The sequence below is a fragment of the Bradyrhizobium sp. 2S1 genome, from assembly GCF_011516625.5.
Lineage (GTDB): Bacteria > Pseudomonadota > Alphaproteobacteria > Rhizobiales > Xanthobacteraceae > Bradyrhizobium > Bradyrhizobium septentrionale.
Genome location: NZ_CP147717.1, coordinates 5,552,317 through 5,570,336, shown reverse-complemented (window position 1 = coordinate 5,570,336; position 18,020 = coordinate 5,552,317). Strand labels below are relative to the sequence as shown.

The window sequence follows — 18,020 nt, the reverse complement described above, 5'->3', positions numbered from 1 at the left end:
AGTCCTCCGGGCCTAAAACGCGCAGCCAAAGCTCGCAGCATTGACCGGCAACAATACCGAACACCCGAAGCAACGGCTTCACGCCAGCCCGGGACGTCGGGCCGGTGGCGCGCGCATGGCCTCGCAATACGAGTACAAGCCGATGAGCAAACCGATCCAGCACGATGCGCCAGAGCATTCGCAGGCAGCCCCCGAGGCGCGTCAAACCGACGTGCCAAGCAACGAGCACCGTACCGCCGATGCCGAGATGGCGCGCGTGCTCGGGACCACGCCGTTTCACATGGCTCTGGACTCCTCGGGTGCCGGGATCGCGCACTGGAAACATGATCCATTGCACGACGTCGTCGAGCCGATGACCCATCACGTCATCATGGCCTACAACGGCACGGTACAGCACGTGGAGCGGCGGTCTGGACAATCGGTTGCGACAGGAACGTTCCGGCCCGGCGTCGTGATCATCATTCCGGAAGGATCGAGCTCGCGATGGGATATTCCAAAACCTGTTGACGTGGTTCAGCTCTATCTTCCGCACGCCATGCTCACACGCGTTGCGGACGAAGCCGACGCGGCCGCGCCGAAGGACATCCTGGACGCACGGGGCATCCCGATGCCATCACGTCTCGATTGCTGCTCAGCGCATCGGAGATCGTGGAGAGCAACGACGCGCTGGATATGTTGTTCAGGCAGCAACTGACCGAGTTGCTGGCCACCCGTCTCCTGCTGGCGCACGCCAGTTCGCCAACCACGATCCAGCCGGTCAGGGGAGGATTGGCGCCGAAAGCGCTGCTTCGCGCGATCGAGCGCTTGCGCTCGGACAGCGATTCTGACGTGTCATTGGCGGCGCTCGCGTCAGAGGCCGGCCTGTCGCGCTTCCACTTCTGTCGCGCCTTCAGGGAGAGTACCGGACTGTCACCCCATGCCTGGCTGCGCCAGCACCGGCTCGAGCAGGCAATGAACATGTTGCAGAACACCGATGAGCCAATCGTGTCAGTGGCGGCGGAGCTCGGCTACGCCTCGCAGACCGCCTTTGCCGCCGCGTTCAAGAAACTGACCGGCGAAGCACCGCGCGATTGGCGGCGACGTGCCCGTTAGCCGCAATCCATCTGCAAGCACGGCAATCTCGCTGGGGCAGCGGCAATGTCGATCCGATAGATCAGCATGGCCAACACCCGCAACGGATGGAGACTAGCGATGAACTGGAAGACATGCGTCACCGCCCTTTCTGCAATCGTTCCACCACGGCGAGCCCTTGCGACCGCCCTCGTCTACGGTCTCTCGCTCGGCGTTCGTTTCACCTCAGCCACCGGCGAACAAGTGGAAGTTTACTCGCTGGCCACGGCGTCGATCATGACGACAGACGATACGCCAACACCCGACAATGGCTGGCCGCTGAGACCGGCGCAGCCGATCGCTCTGCGGCTCACCTAGCCGCCGGCTGCCGGGCGCTGTCATGCGGGGTGTGGACGCACCATGCCCATGGCATCGGCGCCCACATGCGGCGCTCCGTAAGCGTCGGATAAATTCCTCTCACATCTTCGTATCGCATGCGATCGCGCCGGTCCCTCAGGGATCGCGATGATGACGCGTGCATCCGGCATCACTGCCGGCGCCTCTCACCCGATTGAACTCTTGCGCCACAGCTTTCGGAGGACACCATGTCGCCCCTTCCCTACGCCGCCGAGCAGAAAGCCGGCATCCACCCGTCTCCGTCGCGCCATGCCATCCGGCGCGCAGCATTCGCACTCGCCGCAGCGCTCGGCGTCGCCGGCACTGCCGATTTCGGCTACTACTACTACATCACCACCGGCCGCTACCTGGAAACGACCGACGATGCCTACGTCAAGGCCGACTCCACTATCGTCGCACCCAAGGTTTCGGGCTACATCGCCAAGGTGCTCGTATCCGACAACGAGCCGGTCAAGGCCGGCCAGACGCTGGCGCGGATCGACGATCGCGACTTCAGGGCCGCGCTGCAACAGGCCCAGGCGGATGTCGCCGCCTCCGACGCTGTCGTCAAGAACCTCAACGTGCAGATCGAATTGCAGGAGCCGCTGATTCAGCAACAGGCGGCCGAAGTCGATGCGATCGATGCCAGCCTGAAATTCGCGCAGCAGGAACGCGCCCGCTACGACGAGCTGATGAAGACCGGTGCCGGCACGATCCAGCGCGCCCAGCAGACCGACGCGGCGTTGCGCGCGCAGACTGCGCAGCTGCAGCAAGGCAAGGCCGGATTGATCGCGGCCAACAAGAAGATCGAGGTGCTCGCGACCCAGCGCGCGCAGGCCGTCGCGCAACTCGGCCGCGCACAGGCGGTCGAACAGCAGGCTGCCCTGAACCTCTCCTATACCGAGATCACGGCGCCGGTCGGCGGTACGGTGGGCGCACGAACACTTCGCGTCGGCCAGTATGTGCAGGCCGGAACCCAGCTGATGGCGGTCGTGCCGCTCGACGCGGTCTATGTGGTCGCGAATTTCAAGGAGACCCAGCTCACCCATGTGCGCAACGGCCAGCCGGTCGAGCTGCGGGTCGACAGCTTCCATTCGACCAGGCTGAAAGGTCATGTCGACAGCCTGTCGCCGGCGAGCGGCCTGGAATTCGCTCTGCTGCCGCCCGACAATGCCACCGGCAACTTCACCAAGATCGTGCAGCGCGTGCCGGTCAAGATCGTGCTCGACGATGCGAGGCTGAGCGGCCGCCTGCGGCCGGGCATGTCGGCTGAGCCGACCGTCGATACGAAATCGGCTGCTGTCGCCGAGCGTCTCTCCGACAAGAAACGGCTCGCAACGTGCGACGCCGGTTCGACAGCCGACTGATGCTTCATCCCTCGCACGCGGTGACCACCATGACCACAGCGCAAGCCACCAGCGAAGTCGCTCCCGCCAGCGCAACTCCGTTGCCGGCCGCAGGTCCCGCCATCTCCACAAAGACCTGGCTCGCGGTGACGGGCGCGACGCTGGGCGCCTTCATGGCGGTGCTCAATATCCAGATCGTCAATGCCTCGCTTGCCGACATTCAGGGCGGAATCGGCGCGGGCATCGACGACGGCGGTTGGATCTCGACGTCCTATCTGATCGCCGAGATCGTCGTGATTCCACTCTCCGGCTGGCTCGCCCAGGTGTTCTCGGTCCGCATCTATCTGTTGACCAACGCGTTCCTGTTCCTGGTGTTTTCCGCGGCGTGCGCGCTCGCGCACGACCTGCCGCAGATGATCGTGCTGCGCGCCGTGCAGGGCTTCACCGGCGGCGTGCTGATCCCGATGGCGTTTACGCTCATCATCACGCTGTTGCCGAAGGCGAAGCAGCCGATCGGGCTCGCGATGTTTGCGGTCTCGGCAACCTTCGCGCCTGCGATCGGTCCGACCATCGGGGGTTATCTCACCGAGAATTTCGGCTGGCAGTACATCTTCTACGTCAACGTCGTCCCCGGCGCGGTCATGATCGCCATGCTGTACGTCTCGCTGGAGGCTGCGCCGATGAAGCTGTCGCTGCTGCGCGAGGGCGACTGGGCCGGCATCATCACCATGGCGATCGGGCTCGCCGCGCTGCAGACCGTGCTGGAAGAGGGCAACAAGGACGACTGGTTCGGTTCGCCCTTCATCGTTCGGCTGGCCGTCATCGCTGCGGTCGCGCTGGCGCTGTTCCTCGCAATCGAGCTGGCCACCAAGCGGCCGTTGCTCAACTTACGCATCCTGCTCCGCTGCAATTTCGGGTTCGGCGTTCTCGCGAACTTCCTGCTTGGCGTCTCACTGTATGGCTCGGTCTATGTCCTGCCGGTCTACCTGTCCCGGATCCAGGGTTACAATTCGGAGCAGATCGGCATGGTGCTGGCCTGGACCGGCCTGCCGCAGCTCCTGCTGATCCCGCTGGTGCCCCAGCTGATGAAGCGCTTCGACCCGCGTCTCGTGATCGGCATCGGCTTCGTGTTGTTCGGGGGTTCGAACTTCATGAACATCCATATCACGAACGACTATGCGGCAGACCAGCTGTTTTGGCCGAATGTCATCCGCGCCCTTGGTCAGGCACTGGTGTTCGCGCCGCTTTCCGCAGTTGCGACCGCCGGAATCGAGCAGGAGAACGCCGGCTCGGCCTCTGCGCTATTCAACATGATGCGAAACCTCGGCGGCGCAATCGGCATCGCGGCACTGCAGACATTGCTGACGAAGCGCGAGCAATACCACTCCAATGTGCTCTCGCAGCACGTCACCATGCTCGAGCAGGCGACCCGCACCCGGCTCGATCAGCTCACGCAGTATTTCATCAACCATGGTGTGGTCGACCGGGTGGACGCCGTCCACCACGCCTATGTCGCGATCGGCAAGGTCATCCAGAAGCAAGCCTTCATTCTTGGCTTCAGCGACACCTTCTATCTGCTCGGCGTCTCGCAGATCGTCGCGCTGATCGCGGCGCTCATGCTCACCAAGCCCGATCGTCTCGACGCCGGCGGCGCGCACTGACCGTCAACGGCAACGCCTCACCGGGGTTGATGACGACCTAGTTCGGCCACGGCGTATTGCGAATCCGCGTGCAGGCGTTCGGCCTGTGGAACGTCGGATCGTGCTCGCAGACAAAATCGAAGTTGACCGTGCCGAACGTGGTGTGCGGCTTCTTCAACGCCGAGCAGGTTTGAACCGCGATGAACTCGTTCTTGAAATCACCGCGGGGAAACGCCGCGATAACGCCGTCGCGCTGCTCTGCCGTGTAGTCGTCGTATCCGACGCCGACGGCGTCGACCAAAACCCCGGCATTGGTGAGCGCGATTTCCGGCCGCATGTATTGCGGGATGCCGGGCGTGGTGTGCAAGGCAATCGCCTCCCACACCAGATCCGCCTTCGGCTCGGGAATGCCATGACTGCGGAGAAACTCGCGCGCCGCATCGGCTCCGTCGACCTCGAACCGCGTGGTCTCGGTATGGAAAGCGTCGGCAAGACCCAAATCATGGAACAGCGCGGCGACATAGAGCAGCTCGAGATCGAACTTCAGGTTCTGCCTGATGCCCTTGAGCGCGCCGAACATGAACACGCGGACCGAGTGATTGAACAACATCTCGGTCTCGTGCTGCCGCACCAGCTCGGCGGCTTCGCGTGCGATCCTGCTATCCGGGATCCGAACGCCGGAAATGATCTCGGCCATCGTCGCGCTCCTGTCTGCTGCGATGAATCATTGACCATTACCTAGCGCCCAAATGGTGAACCGGAAGTGCCGGGCCGCATGAAGATTCGACACTGGGATATTGAGCCGGATGCAGCATCCCGCGCAGGCCGCGAGCCCCGTGGCTCGACCACTTGTCTCCGCGCGTCCACCGCGATGGCCAGCAAGAGACCACCCGAAGGCGGTCTCGCACTCAAGGAAGAAGGCGCTCCGTCAAATATCGACCTGGATGGAAAGGCTGGAGCGTACCCAATCCGATTGCCCGGCCTTCAGCCGCTTGGCTTGAAATTCTGCGAAAGCTGGATCGGCACCAAGTGAGGCCAAGGTGCGCCCATAAGCCTCTATACTGTCGAAGCGAGCGACAAAGGCGTAGTTCCCGACCTCGCCACCGATCACCGACCAATAGCTCACGTCGGCCCCGTGTTTCCTCCAGAGTACGGCCCCGTCCTTTGCAAGCTGCAAGACCGTCGCAAGATCGCCACCGGGTTTTGGATGTGAAACGAACTGCATAACAACTGCAGGCATCTTCCCCTCCATTGATAAATTATTGCGCCAAATAACTAGGTGGTCATCAACGCCAGGGAGAATTCCAAACAGGGCCGTCTCAGGCTTGATCTGGATCAATCTCTTCCTCCAGAAACAGCAAACCGGCGATGAACATTTTAGGCGGCCAAAGCCACTAAGCTCATGACGAGCATCTGATCCCAGGGCTCTGATGGGGGTTGAGATCGGGCGATGCGGCGTCGAACGAAAGGTGTTTTGGTCGCCGGCACCCTGGCCGCCGCGACCGTCGTCGCGACGATCGTCGCGCTGACCGGGGCGTTCGCGCGGAGCCTGGATCCCGGTCACTACTGCGACACCGGTTTTTCAACCTTGATCAATTGCACCCTCCATTGGTCATCGACAACGACCAGCCAAGGCACCCCGGTATTCGCCGCCACATCGGGCTCGGCAAGCGCCACCCCGTCGGACTCGCGCGACACTTTCCGGCCAATCTCCACCGACGTGACGATGTGGGCCGTTGCGCACTGTCCCCGGAATACTATCGCCAAGCGCCTGCTCTGCGCCGTCCCTCGGGGCGCGGCGCTGGCGCCGGCTGAGCGCGACGATCTCGCCGCCGGGCTGCCGCTGCCCAAACCCTGGGTGCTCAGGACGGCGAAGAATTCACCGTTCATCGAGTCGGTTCACGTCGAGACGCCGCTCGGTCTCGCTGATACGCTCGGCTTCTATCGCGCCGAATTGACCAAGCGCGGCTGGACCGAGAATGGCGGCGCGGTTGTCGAGCCGGACCGGGCCGTGATCGCGTTCACGACACCAGATGGACCGGCGCTGCTCCGGCTCAACCATCAGGACGAGCGGACGATCGCCGACCTGTCGCTGCGCAAGCCTGCCGCCAAGAATCCCGTCACTGATGCCGGCCTGCTGCCGCGGCCAGGCCAGGTGAAGCTGAAGCTTGGCAACGCCACGGATGAAGCGGCCGTCATCACCATCAACCAGCAAACCATCGAATTGGCGGCTCGCGCCGGACGCGATCTGGAGCACCCCCGCGAAACCGGACGGAAATCGCCTGATAGCCCGGAGGTCGATCTGCCGCCCGGCAAGGTCAAGGTCACGCTCAAGGTCGCGAGCGGCGTGGCCGAGAGCCGCGAGTTCGAGGTCGCGGCCGACGAGACCTGGGGCCTGCTGGCCGGTCCGGCCGGCGTCCCCCTCCCCATGCGGCTTTACTGACACGAAATTGCGCTAAGCTGTCGGCACGCGTTGTCCTTGGTGGACCGAAAATGGTCCTCGCCCTTGATCAGGAACAGCCCATGCCGCCTGCCATCACACCGGACTTGCAGACCATCGAGACCAACGGCATCCGCCTTCGCGTGGCGTTGGCCGGCGCGGGCCCGCTTGTGGTCCTGATCCATGGCTTTCCGGAGAGCTGGTATTCGTGGCGACACCAGATCCCGGCGCTCGCAGCCGCCGGCTATCGCGTTGCTGCGCCTGACGTGCGCGGCTATGGCGGCAGCGACAAGCCGCACGCCATCGAGGCCTACGCGCTCAAGACAATCGCAGCCGACATCGACGGCCTGATCGCGGCACTCGGCGCGGAACGCGCCGTCGTGGTCGGTCACGATTGGGGCGCGCCGATTGCCTACGGCACGGCCTCGTTTCATCCCGAGCGCGTGCGCGCCGTGGCAGGACTGAGCGCACCGGCGCTCGGCCGGGGACCGATGCCGAGCGTCCAGCTGTTTCGCAACATCTACAAGGACCGCTTCTTCTACCAGCTCTATTTTCAGGAGCCCGGCGTGGCCGAGGCCGAACTGGAGGCCGACGTCCCGACCAGCCTGCGCAAGCTCTATTATTGGAGCTCGGGCGAAGGGCAAAGAGCCGGCGCGAAGATCGACAATCCGGCAGCGCGCGGCCTGCTCGATCGCCTCGTCGATCCCGATCCGCTTCCGGCCTGGCTGAGCGCGGCCGATCTCGACTATTTCGCCAGCCAGTTTCAGAGCAGCGGCTTCCGCGGCCCGCTCAATCGCTACCGCAACTCCGAGCGCGACTTCGAGGACATGGCCGTTTTCGACGGCAAGCAGATCACGCAGCCGACCGCCTTCTTGGCCGGCAGCCTCGAGCCGATCCTGCGCATGGTCCCCGGCGTCGACATGGTCGACCTGATGCGACAGCGCTGCGCCGACCTTCGCCTGGTCCGAATCATGGAGGACGCCGGCCATTGGCTGCAGCAGGAGCGGCCGGCCGAAGTCAACGCCGCGCTGCTCGAGTTTTTGCGCGGCCTTCCGGCGGAGTGACACGTGAAGGCATTGCCGCGCGGTCGTCGGCCGACGGCGACGGTCAGTCAGCCGGGATGAAGCGCAGCGTGCCGGCCCGACGCGTCGGCCTGCCGGTGTCGTTGGTATGATTGACGCCATCCATGACCGGCACTTCAGGGAAATCGAACGGGCTTACCCCGTCCAGGCAAGCCACGTTCACGGCATACAGGCTCTGGTCAGATCGTCGCTGATGATGGGTGTAGATTCCGCAGCGAGAACAGAAGAAGTGCTGCGCTGATCCGGTGTGGAAGCGGTAGCTCGTCAGCGCGTCTTCACCCTGCAGGAGCTTGATCCCGCCCATCTCCGCCATGACAACGACGGCGCCTCGCATCCGGCAGTAGGAGCAGGTGCAGCGGCGGATCGAATTGAAGCCGTCGCTGAGCGTTGCCTCGAAACGCACCGCGCCGCAATGGCACCGGCCAGCCCGAATGTTCGTGTCGCTCACCATGTTGCCTGTGCTGATTGAGATTGACTTCAACGCGAAGCGTATCTCTAGAATGTGAGCCGGACAATTCAGAAATATTCGCGCAACACGCGAGAAAAACTTGCGCGAAGGCAGGCAGGCTTCAACGGTGTTGGGCGTGAACTACGCGTTTAATGCCAGCCCGCCAACCCGCCGGCTCTGGTCTGTCTCGACGGCGCGCAGATGATCCAGCATCAGGCGGCTGGTGGCCGACAGATGGGCTGTGTCGCGGATCACGATCTTCAATTCGCGGCGGCCCCATGCGTCACGCAGCGGAATCGCGCGAAGCCCCATACCGGCGCCGACCACCTCGAAGGCGCGATCGGGGATCAGGCCAAGCCCCATATTGGCCTGCACCATGCGGCAGACCGCATCGAAGCCGGGCACGTTGATGCGCAGCCGCATCGTCTTGCCGGCCTGGGTCGCCGCATATTGCGAGCGCAGATAGATCGAGCTCGCGGTGTGCAGGCCGATATGGTCGAAATCGAGCGTCTCGGTAAACAGCAGACTCTGGCGGCCGGCCAGCGGATGGTCGGGCCGCATCACGACCACCAGATTGTCGTAGCGGTAGTGGAAGGCCTCGAGCGCGCGGCTGTCGGCCTCGGCCGAGCAGATGCCGATCTCGGCCGCGCCCTCCTCGATGCCGCGCACGACCTGCCCGCTCGGCCGCTCCTGCAGGTCGACGCGGAGCAATTCATGCGCGCCGAAGAAGGCCGAGAGATCCTCGGGCAGATACTGCACGATCGCCGAGAGGTTGGCGAGCATGCGGACATGGCCGCGCACGCCGTGCGAATATTCCGACAGCTCGACCGCGATCTTCTCGACATTGAGCAGCGTGACCCGGGCGTGATGCAGCAGCGCCTCGCCGGCCGGCGTCAGCGCCATGCCCTTGGCGAGCCGCTTGAACAACGTGACGCCAAACGCCAGCTCGAAATCGTTCATCCGCTTCGACACCGCCGACGCCGCAATCCCCTCGCGCTGCGCGGCGCGGGTGAGATTCTGCTCGTCGCAGACCGCGACGAACAGGCGAAGCGTGGTGAGATCGACCCGGCGGGTGAGCGCGGTCTCTGCGGGCGTGGGGCTGCGTTGCGTGTCTGATACGAGCGAGGCAAGCGGCATGGGCGGCGTCCTGGCGGGAGAGGACGCAAGGTTAGCCCCGGGGGTGGCGCGGAAGATTCCAAAGCGGTGCGGGATGGCGCGAATTGTTGGTAAATGATTCCAAGAAAGTGCCTAGAAGCCAGATTTCATCCCAAGCCGTCCAATTGGAACCGCCCTTGCGAAGGTGAACAGCTCGCAAGCAAACCTCTCACCGTCACCCCCGCGCAACGGCTTAGCCCTTGTCGCTGGAGGAGCGCGCACTTGCGCGCGTCTCGAAGGGCGACGGCCCGGCCCTCTCCACAAGGCGATCGTCACGCGCCGAAGCAGCGGGGCCGTGCATCCTTCGAGACGCGCGTTCCGCGCTCCTCAGGATGACGGGTTGAATGTGTGCTCAAACGAAAAACGCGGCGCCGGGGCGCCGCGTTTCCGGATGCGTTGATTGGGCGAACCGTCAGCCCGCGACCTTGGAGGCCGGCACGTCGCGCTGGCGCTTCATCACGATCTTGTTCAGCGCGCCGAGATAGGCCTTTGCGGAGGCGACCAGCGTGTCCGGGTCGGCGGCGCGGGCGGTCATCGAGCGGCCCTCATGGGCGAGGCGCACCGAGACCTCGGCCTGCGCGTCGGTGCCTTCGGTCACCGCGTGCACCTGGTAAAGTTCGAGCTTGGCCTCGTGCGGCACCAGGCGCTTGATGCAGTTGAAGACGGCGTCGACCGGGCCGTTGCCCTCGGCCTCCTCGATCTTGATCTGGCCGTCGACGTCGAGCTTCATGGTCGCGCGCTGCGGGCCATGGGTACCGGCGATCACGGTCAGCGAGGTCAGCTTGATGCGGTCGTGGGCGGCCGCCATCTCCTGGTCGACCAGCGCCTCGATGTCCTCGTCGTAGATGTCCTTCTTGCGGTCGGCCAAGGCCTTCATCCGCGTAAAGGCATCTTCCAGCTGGTTGGCGCCCAGCTTGTAGCCCATCTCCTCCAGCTTGTGGATGAAGGCGTGGCGGCCGGAATGCTTGCCGAGCACCAGCGAGGACTGCTTCAGGCCGACCATCTCGGGCCGCATGATCTCGTAGGTCGAGGCGTCCTTCAGCACGCCGTCCTGATGGATGCCGCTCTCATGGGCGAACGCGTTGCGGCCGACGATCGCCTTGTTGTACTGCACCGGGAACGAGGTGGCGGCCGACACCACCTTCGAAGCGCGGGTCAGCTGCGTGGTGTCGATCTTGTTCCAGTACGGAAACTTGTCGTTCCGCACATTGATCGCCATCACGATCTCTTCCAGCGCGGCGTTGCCGGCGCGCTCGCCGATGCCGTTGACGGTGCACTCGACCTGCCGGGCGCCGCCGACGATGCCGGCCAGCGAGTTGGCGACCGCCATGCCGAGGTCGTTGTGGCAATGCACCGAGAAGATCGCCTTGTCGGAGTTCGGCACGCGCTCGATCAGCGTCCGCATGAAGTGGGTGTATTCCTCCGGCACCGTGTAGCCGACGGTGTCGGGGATGTTCACCGTGGTGGCGCCGGCCTTGATCACGGCTTCGACGATCCGGCACAGATAGTCCATCTCGCTGCGGGTGCCGTCCTCGGCCGACCATTCGACGTCGTCGATCTGGTTGCGGGCGCGGGCGACCATCGCGACCGAGGTCTCGATGACCTCCTCGGGGGTCTTGTTCAACTTGACCCGCATGTGCAGCGGCGAGGTCGCGATCACGGTATGGACGCGGCCGCGGCGGGCGAATTTTACCGCTTCGGCGCAGCGGTCGATGTCGGCCGGATGGGCGCGGGACAGGCCGGCGATGACCGCGTTCTTGGAGCGGCGGGCGATCTCGCTGACCGCCTGGAAGTCGCCTTCCGAGGTGATCGGGAAGCCGGCCTCGATGACGTCGACGCCCATGTCGTCCAGCAACTCGGCGACCTCGAGCTTCTCCTCGAAGGTCATGGTGGCGCCGGGGCACTGCTCGCCGTCGCGCAGCGTGGTGTCGAAAATGATGACGCGGTCCTTGTCGGACTTGTTCGCGGTGGTCATGTCAGAAATTCCTTTGAGCTTTTGCGCCCGTCATGTTGCTGCTTGAGCGATTGCCTGGGCGAATATCAGGGTCCGGTGATCTCGTACAAACCCCTGAGTGCCCAGGCGCAAACGCCCAGCCGGCCCTCAGGGGCAGGTAAGAAGCAGGCCGCCAATAAGCAGGGTGGGCCGCGCGGCCGGGATCGTGGCGGTAGCCTGGGCCACCTCCCCCGAAATCCCATCGATTTGGCCGCGAATCAGCATTGCCAGACCCTGTTGAGCGCCGAAATCCTCGGGCAAAACCGTTGACGGTTGGTTGCCGGGAGCGCTTACGCGCCGTCGTTCTAGACGATTATGGCAAGCCGCCGCAATGGGTAAAGATGGTCAGTGGGATTGACCTAAAGGCGGGCGGCGGGTTGGCCAGACGCCGAGGCACATGAGGGACGCACCGGCGGGAGGGTTCCCTCCCCCTTGCGGGGGAGGGTCAGGGAGAGGGGTGGCCACACGACGTGCTCTCTCCATCTTCTGCCTGGATCATCACGATGCGATCGAGATTGTGAGAACGGGTTCGTTACTGGATCGTCTCGCCCGGGGCGCACCCCTCTCCCCACCCTCCCCCGCAAGGGCAGGGGAATCGCATATGGGGTTTCGCTGGCTATTGCATTGTAAGGCAACACCGATTCTGAAGACGACTCCCGGATTAAGGAGGGGGTCGGATGAAGAAGTTCAAGACGGCCTTTCGGCGGTTGCCGGACCCGCGCGCGGACAATGCCAGGCACGATCTGTTGGAAGTGCTGTTCATCGCACTGGCGGCGATGCTGTGCGGGGCGGAGTCGTGCTCGGACATGGCGGACTTCGGGCAGTCGAAGGAGGAGCTGTTGCGGCTCTTTCTTCGCCTGGAGCATGGCATCCCAAGCCACGATACATTCAGTCGGGTGTTCCGCCTGCTCAAACCGCAGGCCTTTGAGTGCGCATTTCGTCGCTTCATGGCGGCCTTTGCCAAGGCCAACCGCATCAAGCTGACTGGGGTCGTGGCGGTTGACGGCAAGGCCCTGCGCGGGGCCTACGAACGCGGCGGCAAGGCCACCCCGCTGCACATGGTCAACGTCTTTGCGGTGGATGCCCGCATGGCCTTGGCTCAGCAAAAGGCATCTGGTCGCAACGAGACGGCGGGCGCTCTGGAGGTACTGGACCTTCTGTCGCTGGAAGGCTGCATCGTTACCGCCGATGCGCTGCATTGTACCCGCGCCTTTGCGGCTACGGTGCGCGAGCGCGGCGGCGACTATGTTCTGGCGATCAAGGCCAACCGCGGGCGCTTGTTCACCGCGGTGACCCAACAATTTGCGCGATCGGGCAAGCGCAGCACAGCCGAGCAGATCGACCCTTCCACCCACGATCGACGCGAAGTGCGACGTGCCACAGTCATGCGCAATACCAGTTTGGCGGACCTCTATGGCTTCCCAGGGGCCGCCGCGATAGGGCGCATCACCTCGCGCAGACGCCTGCGGAAGCAGCGCGCCGATGCGCCTGTCGTGCGTCACTATCTCCTGTCCAAATACATCGCTCCCAAGCGGCTGCTCCACGTCACTCGCAGCCATTGGGGCATCGAGAACCAACTCCATTGGGTGCTCGACGTCCATTTTGCCGAGGATAGCAACCGCTCACGCTGCGACCATGCGCCCGAGAACCTTGCCATTCTGCGCAGGCTCGCCCTCAACATCCTGCGAACTCACCCGGATCCAGCCTCCCTGCGGCGCAAAATTAAGCGCGCCGGCTGGGACAATGCCTTCCTCATGGCAGCCCTCAGCCATATGCGATAGCCCTGCCCCTTGCGGGGGAGGGTTAGGGAGAGGGGTGCCACACGGCGTGCTCTCTCGATTCGTCTTTCGACCGCCCGCGATCGAATTGCGAAGACAGCGCTCACGTCGACGATCCCGCCCGGGGCCACCCCTCTCCCCACCCTCCCCCGCAAGGGGGGAGGGTGCCTGACTAGCGTGCTCACCTCACTTGCTAGGTGCTCACCTCAGGTGATGGCGGCACAAATGGCAAAGGACGCGCACTACTTCTTCACAGCCACCTTCTTCTCCGCCGCGCCGCCCTTGCCTTCCGCTTCCAGCGCCGCGCGGACGCGCTTGAATTCGCTTAAGTCGGCCTTGTCGACCTCGGGGAATTTCAGCTCGAGCCGGTCGAGCGCATTGATGATGGTCGAGCCGATCACGACGCGGGCGAACCATTTGTGGTCGGCGGGCACGATGTGCCAGGGCGCCTCTTTGGTCGCGGTGTGATGGATCAGGTCCTGATAGGCGGCCTGATACTTGGCCCACAGCGCGCGCTCGGAGATATCGGCCATCGAGAACTTCCAGTTCTTGGCCGGCTCCTCGAGCCGGGCGAGGAAGCGCTGGCGCTGCTCCTCCTTGGAGACGTTAAGGAAGAACTTCAGGATCATGGTGCCGTTGCGCGACAGATAGCGCTCGATCGCGGCAATGTCCTCGAAGCGCTCGCGCCAGATGTTCTTGGTGACGAGGCGCTTCGGAATCTTCTGCTTGGCGAGCACGTCGGCGTGCACCCGCACCACGAGACACTCCTCGTAGTAGGAGCGGTTGAAGATGCCGATGCGGCCGCGCTCCGGCAGCGCGATCATGGCGCGCCACATGAAGTCGTGGTCGAGCTCCCTGGTCGACGGCTGCCTGAAGGAGGAGACCTCGCAGCCCTGCGGGTTGACGCCCTCGAACACGCTCTTGATCGCCGAATCCTTGCCGGCGGCGTCCATGCCCTGGAAGATCAGCAGCAGCGACCAGCGGTCCTGGGCGTAGAGCTTCTCCTGGAAATCGTTGAGCCGCTTGCGGTTGGCCTCGATGATCTTGCCGCCGGCGTCCTTGTCGATGCCGCCCTTCTCGGCGGTCGGGTACGATTTGAGGTGAAACTCGCTCGAACCGTCGAAGCGGAACGGTGCGACGTAGGGTTTCAGTTCATCGGCGAGCGATGGGGGCGGTTTGTTGCTCATGACCTCTCGACGGCTTGCGTGGCGATTTGACCAGGTCGATCACGCTACCAAGAATGCCCTTGGGCAGGAAGATGATGAAAAGCACCAGCAGCACGCCATAGACCAGATTGTCCCAGCCGACCGCCTTGGTGCCGAAGCCAATGCGCAGCACCTCGGCCAGCACGATGGTGATGACGGCGCCGACCGTGGGCCCCAGCGCGACATAGACGCCGCCCACGATCGCCGCGAATACCATTTGCAGGGAGACCGCAATGCCGCTCACCGTGTCGGGCGAGATGAACATCTGGTACTGGCAGTAGAGCGCACCGGCGAGCGCGGTCATCAGCGCGCTGATCAGGGTGATCTTCAGCTTCTCCGCGGTGACGTTGACGCCGGCCGCGGCGGCGGCGTCTTCATCCTCCGAGATCGCCTCCATGGCGTGGCGAATCATGCTGCGATCGATCGCGCGCCAGATCGCGAGGCCCAGGACCCAGACCGCAAGCGCGATCAGGTACCAGGTGATCTTGTCGTCGAACTGCAGCGCAAATAGTCCCTTGCCGCTTTGGGCGCGCTGGGGCGTATAGCCGAGCGAGCCGCCGGTATAGTCGCGGGTCGCGGTGATGACCTGGAGCACGATGCCCGACAGCGCCAGGGTCACCAGCACGAAATAATGCCCGGTGATGCGGAAGCGGAAGCAGGGATAGGCCACGATCAGCGCGAGCACGCCCGCGGTTGCCATGCTCAGGGGAATGCCGATCCAGGGCGAGACGCCGAGGTGGTTCCAAAGCAGCGCGGTGACATAGGCGCCGATGCCCATGAAACCGCCATGGCCGAGCGAGACCAGGCCGAAGCGGCCCATGATCGACCATGAGGTGTAGGCGAACGACCAGATCAGGATCAGCACCAGCACATGCAGATGATAGGGATCGCGATGTACGAAGGGCAACGCGACCAGCGCAATCAGCGCGATGACCCAGAAGGCGAGCTTGCTGTTCACGAGCGCCTCGCCAAAAGGCCCGCGGGCCGGATGAACATCATGACGATGAAGAAGGCGAAGGCCAGCACGTAGCCCCATTCGAGATCGGAGAACAGGCCGCCGAGCGAGATGATCTCGGCGAACACGAAGGCGGCGATGAAGCCGCCGATGAAATTGCCGAGCCCGCCGAGCACGCAGATCAGGAAGGTGATCGGCCCGAACGACAGGCCGACGAACGGATGCACGTCATATTGCAGCACCAGGAGGCAGGCGGCGAGACCGGCAAGTCCGCCGCCGATCGCCGAGGTGCCGAGATAGATGCGCTTGGGATCGACGCCCATCAGCGGCATGATCTGGCGGTCCTGCGCGATGGCGCGGATCGCGGTGCCGGTGAAGGTGCGGGTCAGGAACAGATAGACTCCGATCATGCCGACCAGCGCCGCGCCGAACGACAATAGTCGTGCGTAACTGAAATTCATCTCGCCGAGCGCAAGCACCGGCAGGCGGATGCCGAGATTGCGGAAGTCGATGCCGAAGGCGACGGTGGCAAAGCTCTGCAGGATGAACAACACGCCGCCGGTCGCGAGCAGCTGGTTGATCGGCGGCGCCGTCAGCAAGGGCGCGATGACCAGGAAATGCAGCGCGGCACCCAACAACGCCACCAGCAGGATGACGAGCGGCGCGGCGGCCCAGTACGGCAAATGATAATACTGCACGAGGTAGTACATGCCGTACATGCCGATCATCACGAGCTCGGCGTAGCAGATCCAGGTGACGTCGATGACGCCGAAGATCAGGTTGAGCCCAAGCGCCAGCAGCGCCAGCACGCCGCCAAGCAGGATGCCGTTGATCACGGCCTCCAGCAGGTAGATGTCGAAGATGTTGAGGAAGGATTGCATCGTCGCTGCCTTTCTTACCTCTCCCGCTTGCGGGGGAGGTCGGCGCGCGAGAGCGCGCCGGGTGGGGGCTCCCTCCGCGATACGACTCGTGGAGAGACCCCCACCCCGGCCCTCCCCCGCAAGCGGGAGAGGGAGAACACCGATCGAGTGAATGCAATCATCCCCTATACCCCGAGATACGCCTGCTTGATGGTGTCGCTCGCCGCGAGCTCCGCCGCTGTGCCGGCGGCGCGGATGCTGCCGGCTTCCAGCAGATAGGCGCGGTCGACGACGCGCAGCACCTGCTGCACGTTCTGCTCGACGATCAACACCGTCAGCCCGCTGGCGCGGATGCGCTTGACCAGCTCAAACACCTGCTGCACCACGACCGGCGCGAGCCCGGCCGACGGCTCGTCGAGCAGCAGCAGCTTCGGATTCGACATCAGCGCGCGGCCGATCGCGCACATCTGCTGCTCGCCGCCCGACATGGTGCCGGCCATCTGGTGCTGGCGCTCTTTCATGCGCGGAAACAGCTCGAACACGAAGTCGAGCCGCTCGGCGTAATGCGCGCGGGCGCCCGGCATGTAGGCGCCCATCTTCAGATTGTCGGCGACTGTGAGCCGCGGAAACAGCCGGCGATTTTCCGGCACATGCGCGATCCCGAGGCTGACGATGCGATGCGGCGGCGTCGCGACGACGTCGGTGCTTTCCATCGCGATGGTGCCTTTGATCGGACGGATCAATCCGGAGATCACGCGCATCAGGGTGGTCTTGCCGGCGCCGTTCGGGCCGATCACCCCGACCGCCTCGCCCGCCCGGACGTCGAGGCTGACGTCGAACAGCGCCTGGAAGCTGCCATAACCTGCATCGATCGATTTCAGTTCCAGCATGCCGCTCACGCCCCGATCCGGCGGCGCGCCTGCTCGGCGACGGCGGCAGCCAGGCTCGCGTCGGCATCGGTGCCGAGATAGACCTCGATCACGCGTGGATTGCCGGCGACATCGGCCGGCAGCCCTTCGGCGATCTTCTCGCCGTGATCGAGCACCATCACGCGATCGACCACGCGCATCAACACGCCCATGATGTGCTCGACCCAGATGATGGTGATGCCGAGCTCGTCGCGGATCCGGCGCAGCATGTCGGCGGCCGCGTCCATCTCGGTCTCGTCGAGTCCACCAAGGCTTTCATCCGCGAGCAGGAGTTTCGGGCCGGTGGCGAGCGCTTTTGCCAGTTCGAGCTTCTTCAATCCGGCAGCCCCCAGACCCTCGACGCTGCTGTGGCGATCGGTCGGTAGCCCGACCATGGCCAGCGCGCGCTCGGCCGCCTCCTCGGCCTTGGCGCGGCTGTGACGGCCCTGGCCGTAGAAGCCGGCCAGCACGACATTCTCGAAGATGCTGAGGCGATGGAATGGCCGCGGGATCTGGAAGGTGCGGCCGATGCCGCCGACGATAATGCGGTGCGGGGCAAGGCCTGCGATCTCGCGGCCGTCGAACAGGATCGAGCCCTCGGTCGGCGGCAAGGTGCCCGACAGCATGTTGAAGATCGTGCTCTTGCCCGAGCCGTTCGGGCCGATCAGGCCGAGGATCTCGCCCTGCGCGACGCGGAACGAGACGTTGTTGACGGCGCAAAAGCCGCCAAACCGCTTGACCAGGCCTTCGACGGCGAGCACGGC

General features: G+C 64.3%; 16 protein-coding genes and 1 pseudogene. 7 read left to right on the top strand and 10 right to left on the bottom strand.

Going from position 1 to position 18,020, the window contains the following annotated elements; translation table 11 throughout:
• The first annotated feature begins 142 nt into the window (after positions 1-142).
• The 4 genes and pseudogenes from HAP54_RS26350 (at position 143) to HAP54_RS26335 (ending at position 4,453) form a co-directional block, all read left to right on the top strand.
• Positions 143-1,092: pseudogene (locus HAP54_RS26350) on the top strand (helix-turn-helix transcriptional regulator).
• Between the two features lie 99 nt (positions 1,093-1,191).
• On the top strand, positions 1,192-1,428 hold the full coding sequence (locus tag HAP54_RS26345) for a hypothetical protein (RefSeq protein WP_176422144.1): 237 nt from the start codon (positions 1,192-1,194) through the stop codon (positions 1,426-1,428).
• A gap of 227 nt (positions 1,429-1,655) precedes the next feature.
• Positions 1,656-2,813 (top strand): HlyD family secretion protein, encoded by a 1,158-nt coding sequence (locus HAP54_RS26340; RefSeq protein WP_166305175.1) that lies wholly within the window; start codon positions 1,656-1,658, stop codon positions 2,811-2,813.
• 29 nt (positions 2,814-2,842) lie between these two features.
• Positions 2,843-4,453 carry an MDR family MFS transporter gene (locus tag HAP54_RS26335; RefSeq protein ID WP_166305172.1) on the top strand — a complete coding sequence of 537 codons (1,611 nt, stop codon included), beginning with the start codon at positions 2,843-2,845 and terminating at the stop codon, positions 4,451-4,453.
• Between the two features lie 37 nt (positions 4,454-4,490).
• Here the strand turns inward: HAP54_RS26335 and HAP54_RS26330 are convergent, their stop codons facing one another.
• The gene (locus tag HAP54_RS26330; RefSeq protein WP_166305169.1) at positions 4,491-5,129 is read right to left on the bottom strand and encodes an HD domain-containing protein; all 639 of its coding nucleotides are present in this window, start codon (positions 5,127-5,129) and stop codon (positions 4,491-4,493) included.
• A gap of 231 nt (positions 5,130-5,360) precedes the next feature.
• Positions 5,361-5,771: a hypothetical protein gene (locus tag HAP54_RS26325; RefSeq protein WP_224741780.1), complete on the bottom strand. Its 411-nt coding sequence runs from the start codon at positions 5,769-5,771 to the stop codon at positions 5,361-5,363.
• Between the two features lie 135 nt (positions 5,772-5,906).
• Between HAP54_RS26325 and HAP54_RS26320 the strand changes: the two genes are divergently transcribed.
• The gene (locus tag HAP54_RS26320) at positions 5,907-6,875 is read left to right on the top strand and encodes a hypothetical protein (protein ID WP_166305166.1); all 969 of its coding nucleotides are present in this window, start codon (positions 5,907-5,909) and stop codon (positions 6,873-6,875) included.
• Positions 6,876-6,955: 80 nt separating this feature from the next.
• Positions 6,956-7,936, top strand: a complete 981-nt coding sequence (locus tag HAP54_RS26315; protein WP_166305163.1) for an alpha/beta fold hydrolase — start codon at positions 6,956-6,958, stop codon at positions 7,934-7,936.
• A gap of 43 nt (positions 7,937-7,979) precedes the next feature.
• Here the strand turns inward: HAP54_RS26315 and HAP54_RS26310 are convergent, their stop codons facing one another.
• From HAP54_RS26310 to HAP54_RS26300, 3 genes are all read right to left on the bottom strand, one after another.
• Entirely contained in the window at positions 7,980-8,405 is a 426-nt protein-coding gene (locus HAP54_RS26310; protein WP_166305160.1) for a GFA family protein, read from the bottom strand.
• 138 nt (positions 8,406-8,543) lie between these two features.
• Positions 8,544-9,539, bottom strand: coding sequence for a LysR substrate-binding domain-containing protein (locus HAP54_RS26305; RefSeq protein ID WP_166305157.1), 996 nt, complete (start codon positions 9,537-9,539; stop codon positions 8,544-8,546).
• Positions 9,540-9,969: 430 nt separating this feature from the next.
• Positions 9,970-11,532 carry a 2-isopropylmalate synthase gene (locus tag HAP54_RS26300; protein WP_166305154.1) on the bottom strand — a complete coding sequence of 521 codons (1,563 nt, stop codon included), beginning with the start codon at positions 11,530-11,532 and terminating at the stop codon, positions 9,970-9,972.
• A gap of 695 nt (positions 11,533-12,227) precedes the next feature.
• Here HAP54_RS26300 and HAP54_RS26295 point away from each other — a divergent pair.
• Complete coding sequence (locus HAP54_RS26295; protein ID WP_166297973.1) at positions 12,228-13,331, top strand: ISAs1 family transposase; 1,104 nt, start codon at positions 12,228-12,230, stop codon at positions 13,329-13,331.
• A 239-nt stretch (positions 13,332-13,570) separates the two neighbouring features.
• Here the strand turns inward: HAP54_RS26295 and HAP54_RS26290 are convergent, their stop codons facing one another.
• The 5 genes from HAP54_RS26290 to HAP54_RS26270 form a co-directional block, all read right to left on the bottom strand.
• Positions 13,571-14,515 (bottom strand): polyphosphate kinase 2 family protein, encoded by a 945-nt coding sequence (locus tag HAP54_RS26290; protein ID WP_166305151.1) that lies wholly within the window; start codon positions 14,513-14,515, stop codon positions 13,571-13,573.
• Positions 14,481-15,491, bottom strand: coding sequence for a branched-chain amino acid ABC transporter permease (locus HAP54_RS26285; RefSeq protein WP_166305148.1), 1,011 nt, complete (start codon positions 15,489-15,491; stop codon positions 14,481-14,483). Before HAP54_RS26285 ends, HAP54_RS26290 begins: the two co-directional genes overlap by 35 nt.
• A complete protein-coding gene (locus tag HAP54_RS26280; RefSeq protein WP_166305145.1) occupies positions 15,488-16,369 on the bottom strand; it encodes a branched-chain amino acid ABC transporter permease in 882 nt (293 codons plus the stop codon). Before HAP54_RS26280 ends, HAP54_RS26285 begins: the two co-directional genes overlap by 4 nt.
• 164 nt (positions 16,370-16,533) lie before the next feature.
• Positions 16,534-17,238, bottom strand: coding sequence for an ABC transporter ATP-binding protein (locus HAP54_RS26275; protein WP_166308395.1), 705 nt, complete (start codon positions 17,236-17,238; stop codon positions 16,534-16,536).
• Positions 17,239-17,243: 5 nt separating this feature from the next.
• Positions 17,244-18,017: an ABC transporter ATP-binding protein gene (locus HAP54_RS26270; protein ID WP_166305142.1), complete on the bottom strand. Its 774-nt coding sequence runs from the start codon at positions 18,015-18,017 to the stop codon at positions 17,244-17,246.
• Positions 18,018-18,020 lie beyond the last annotated feature (3 nt).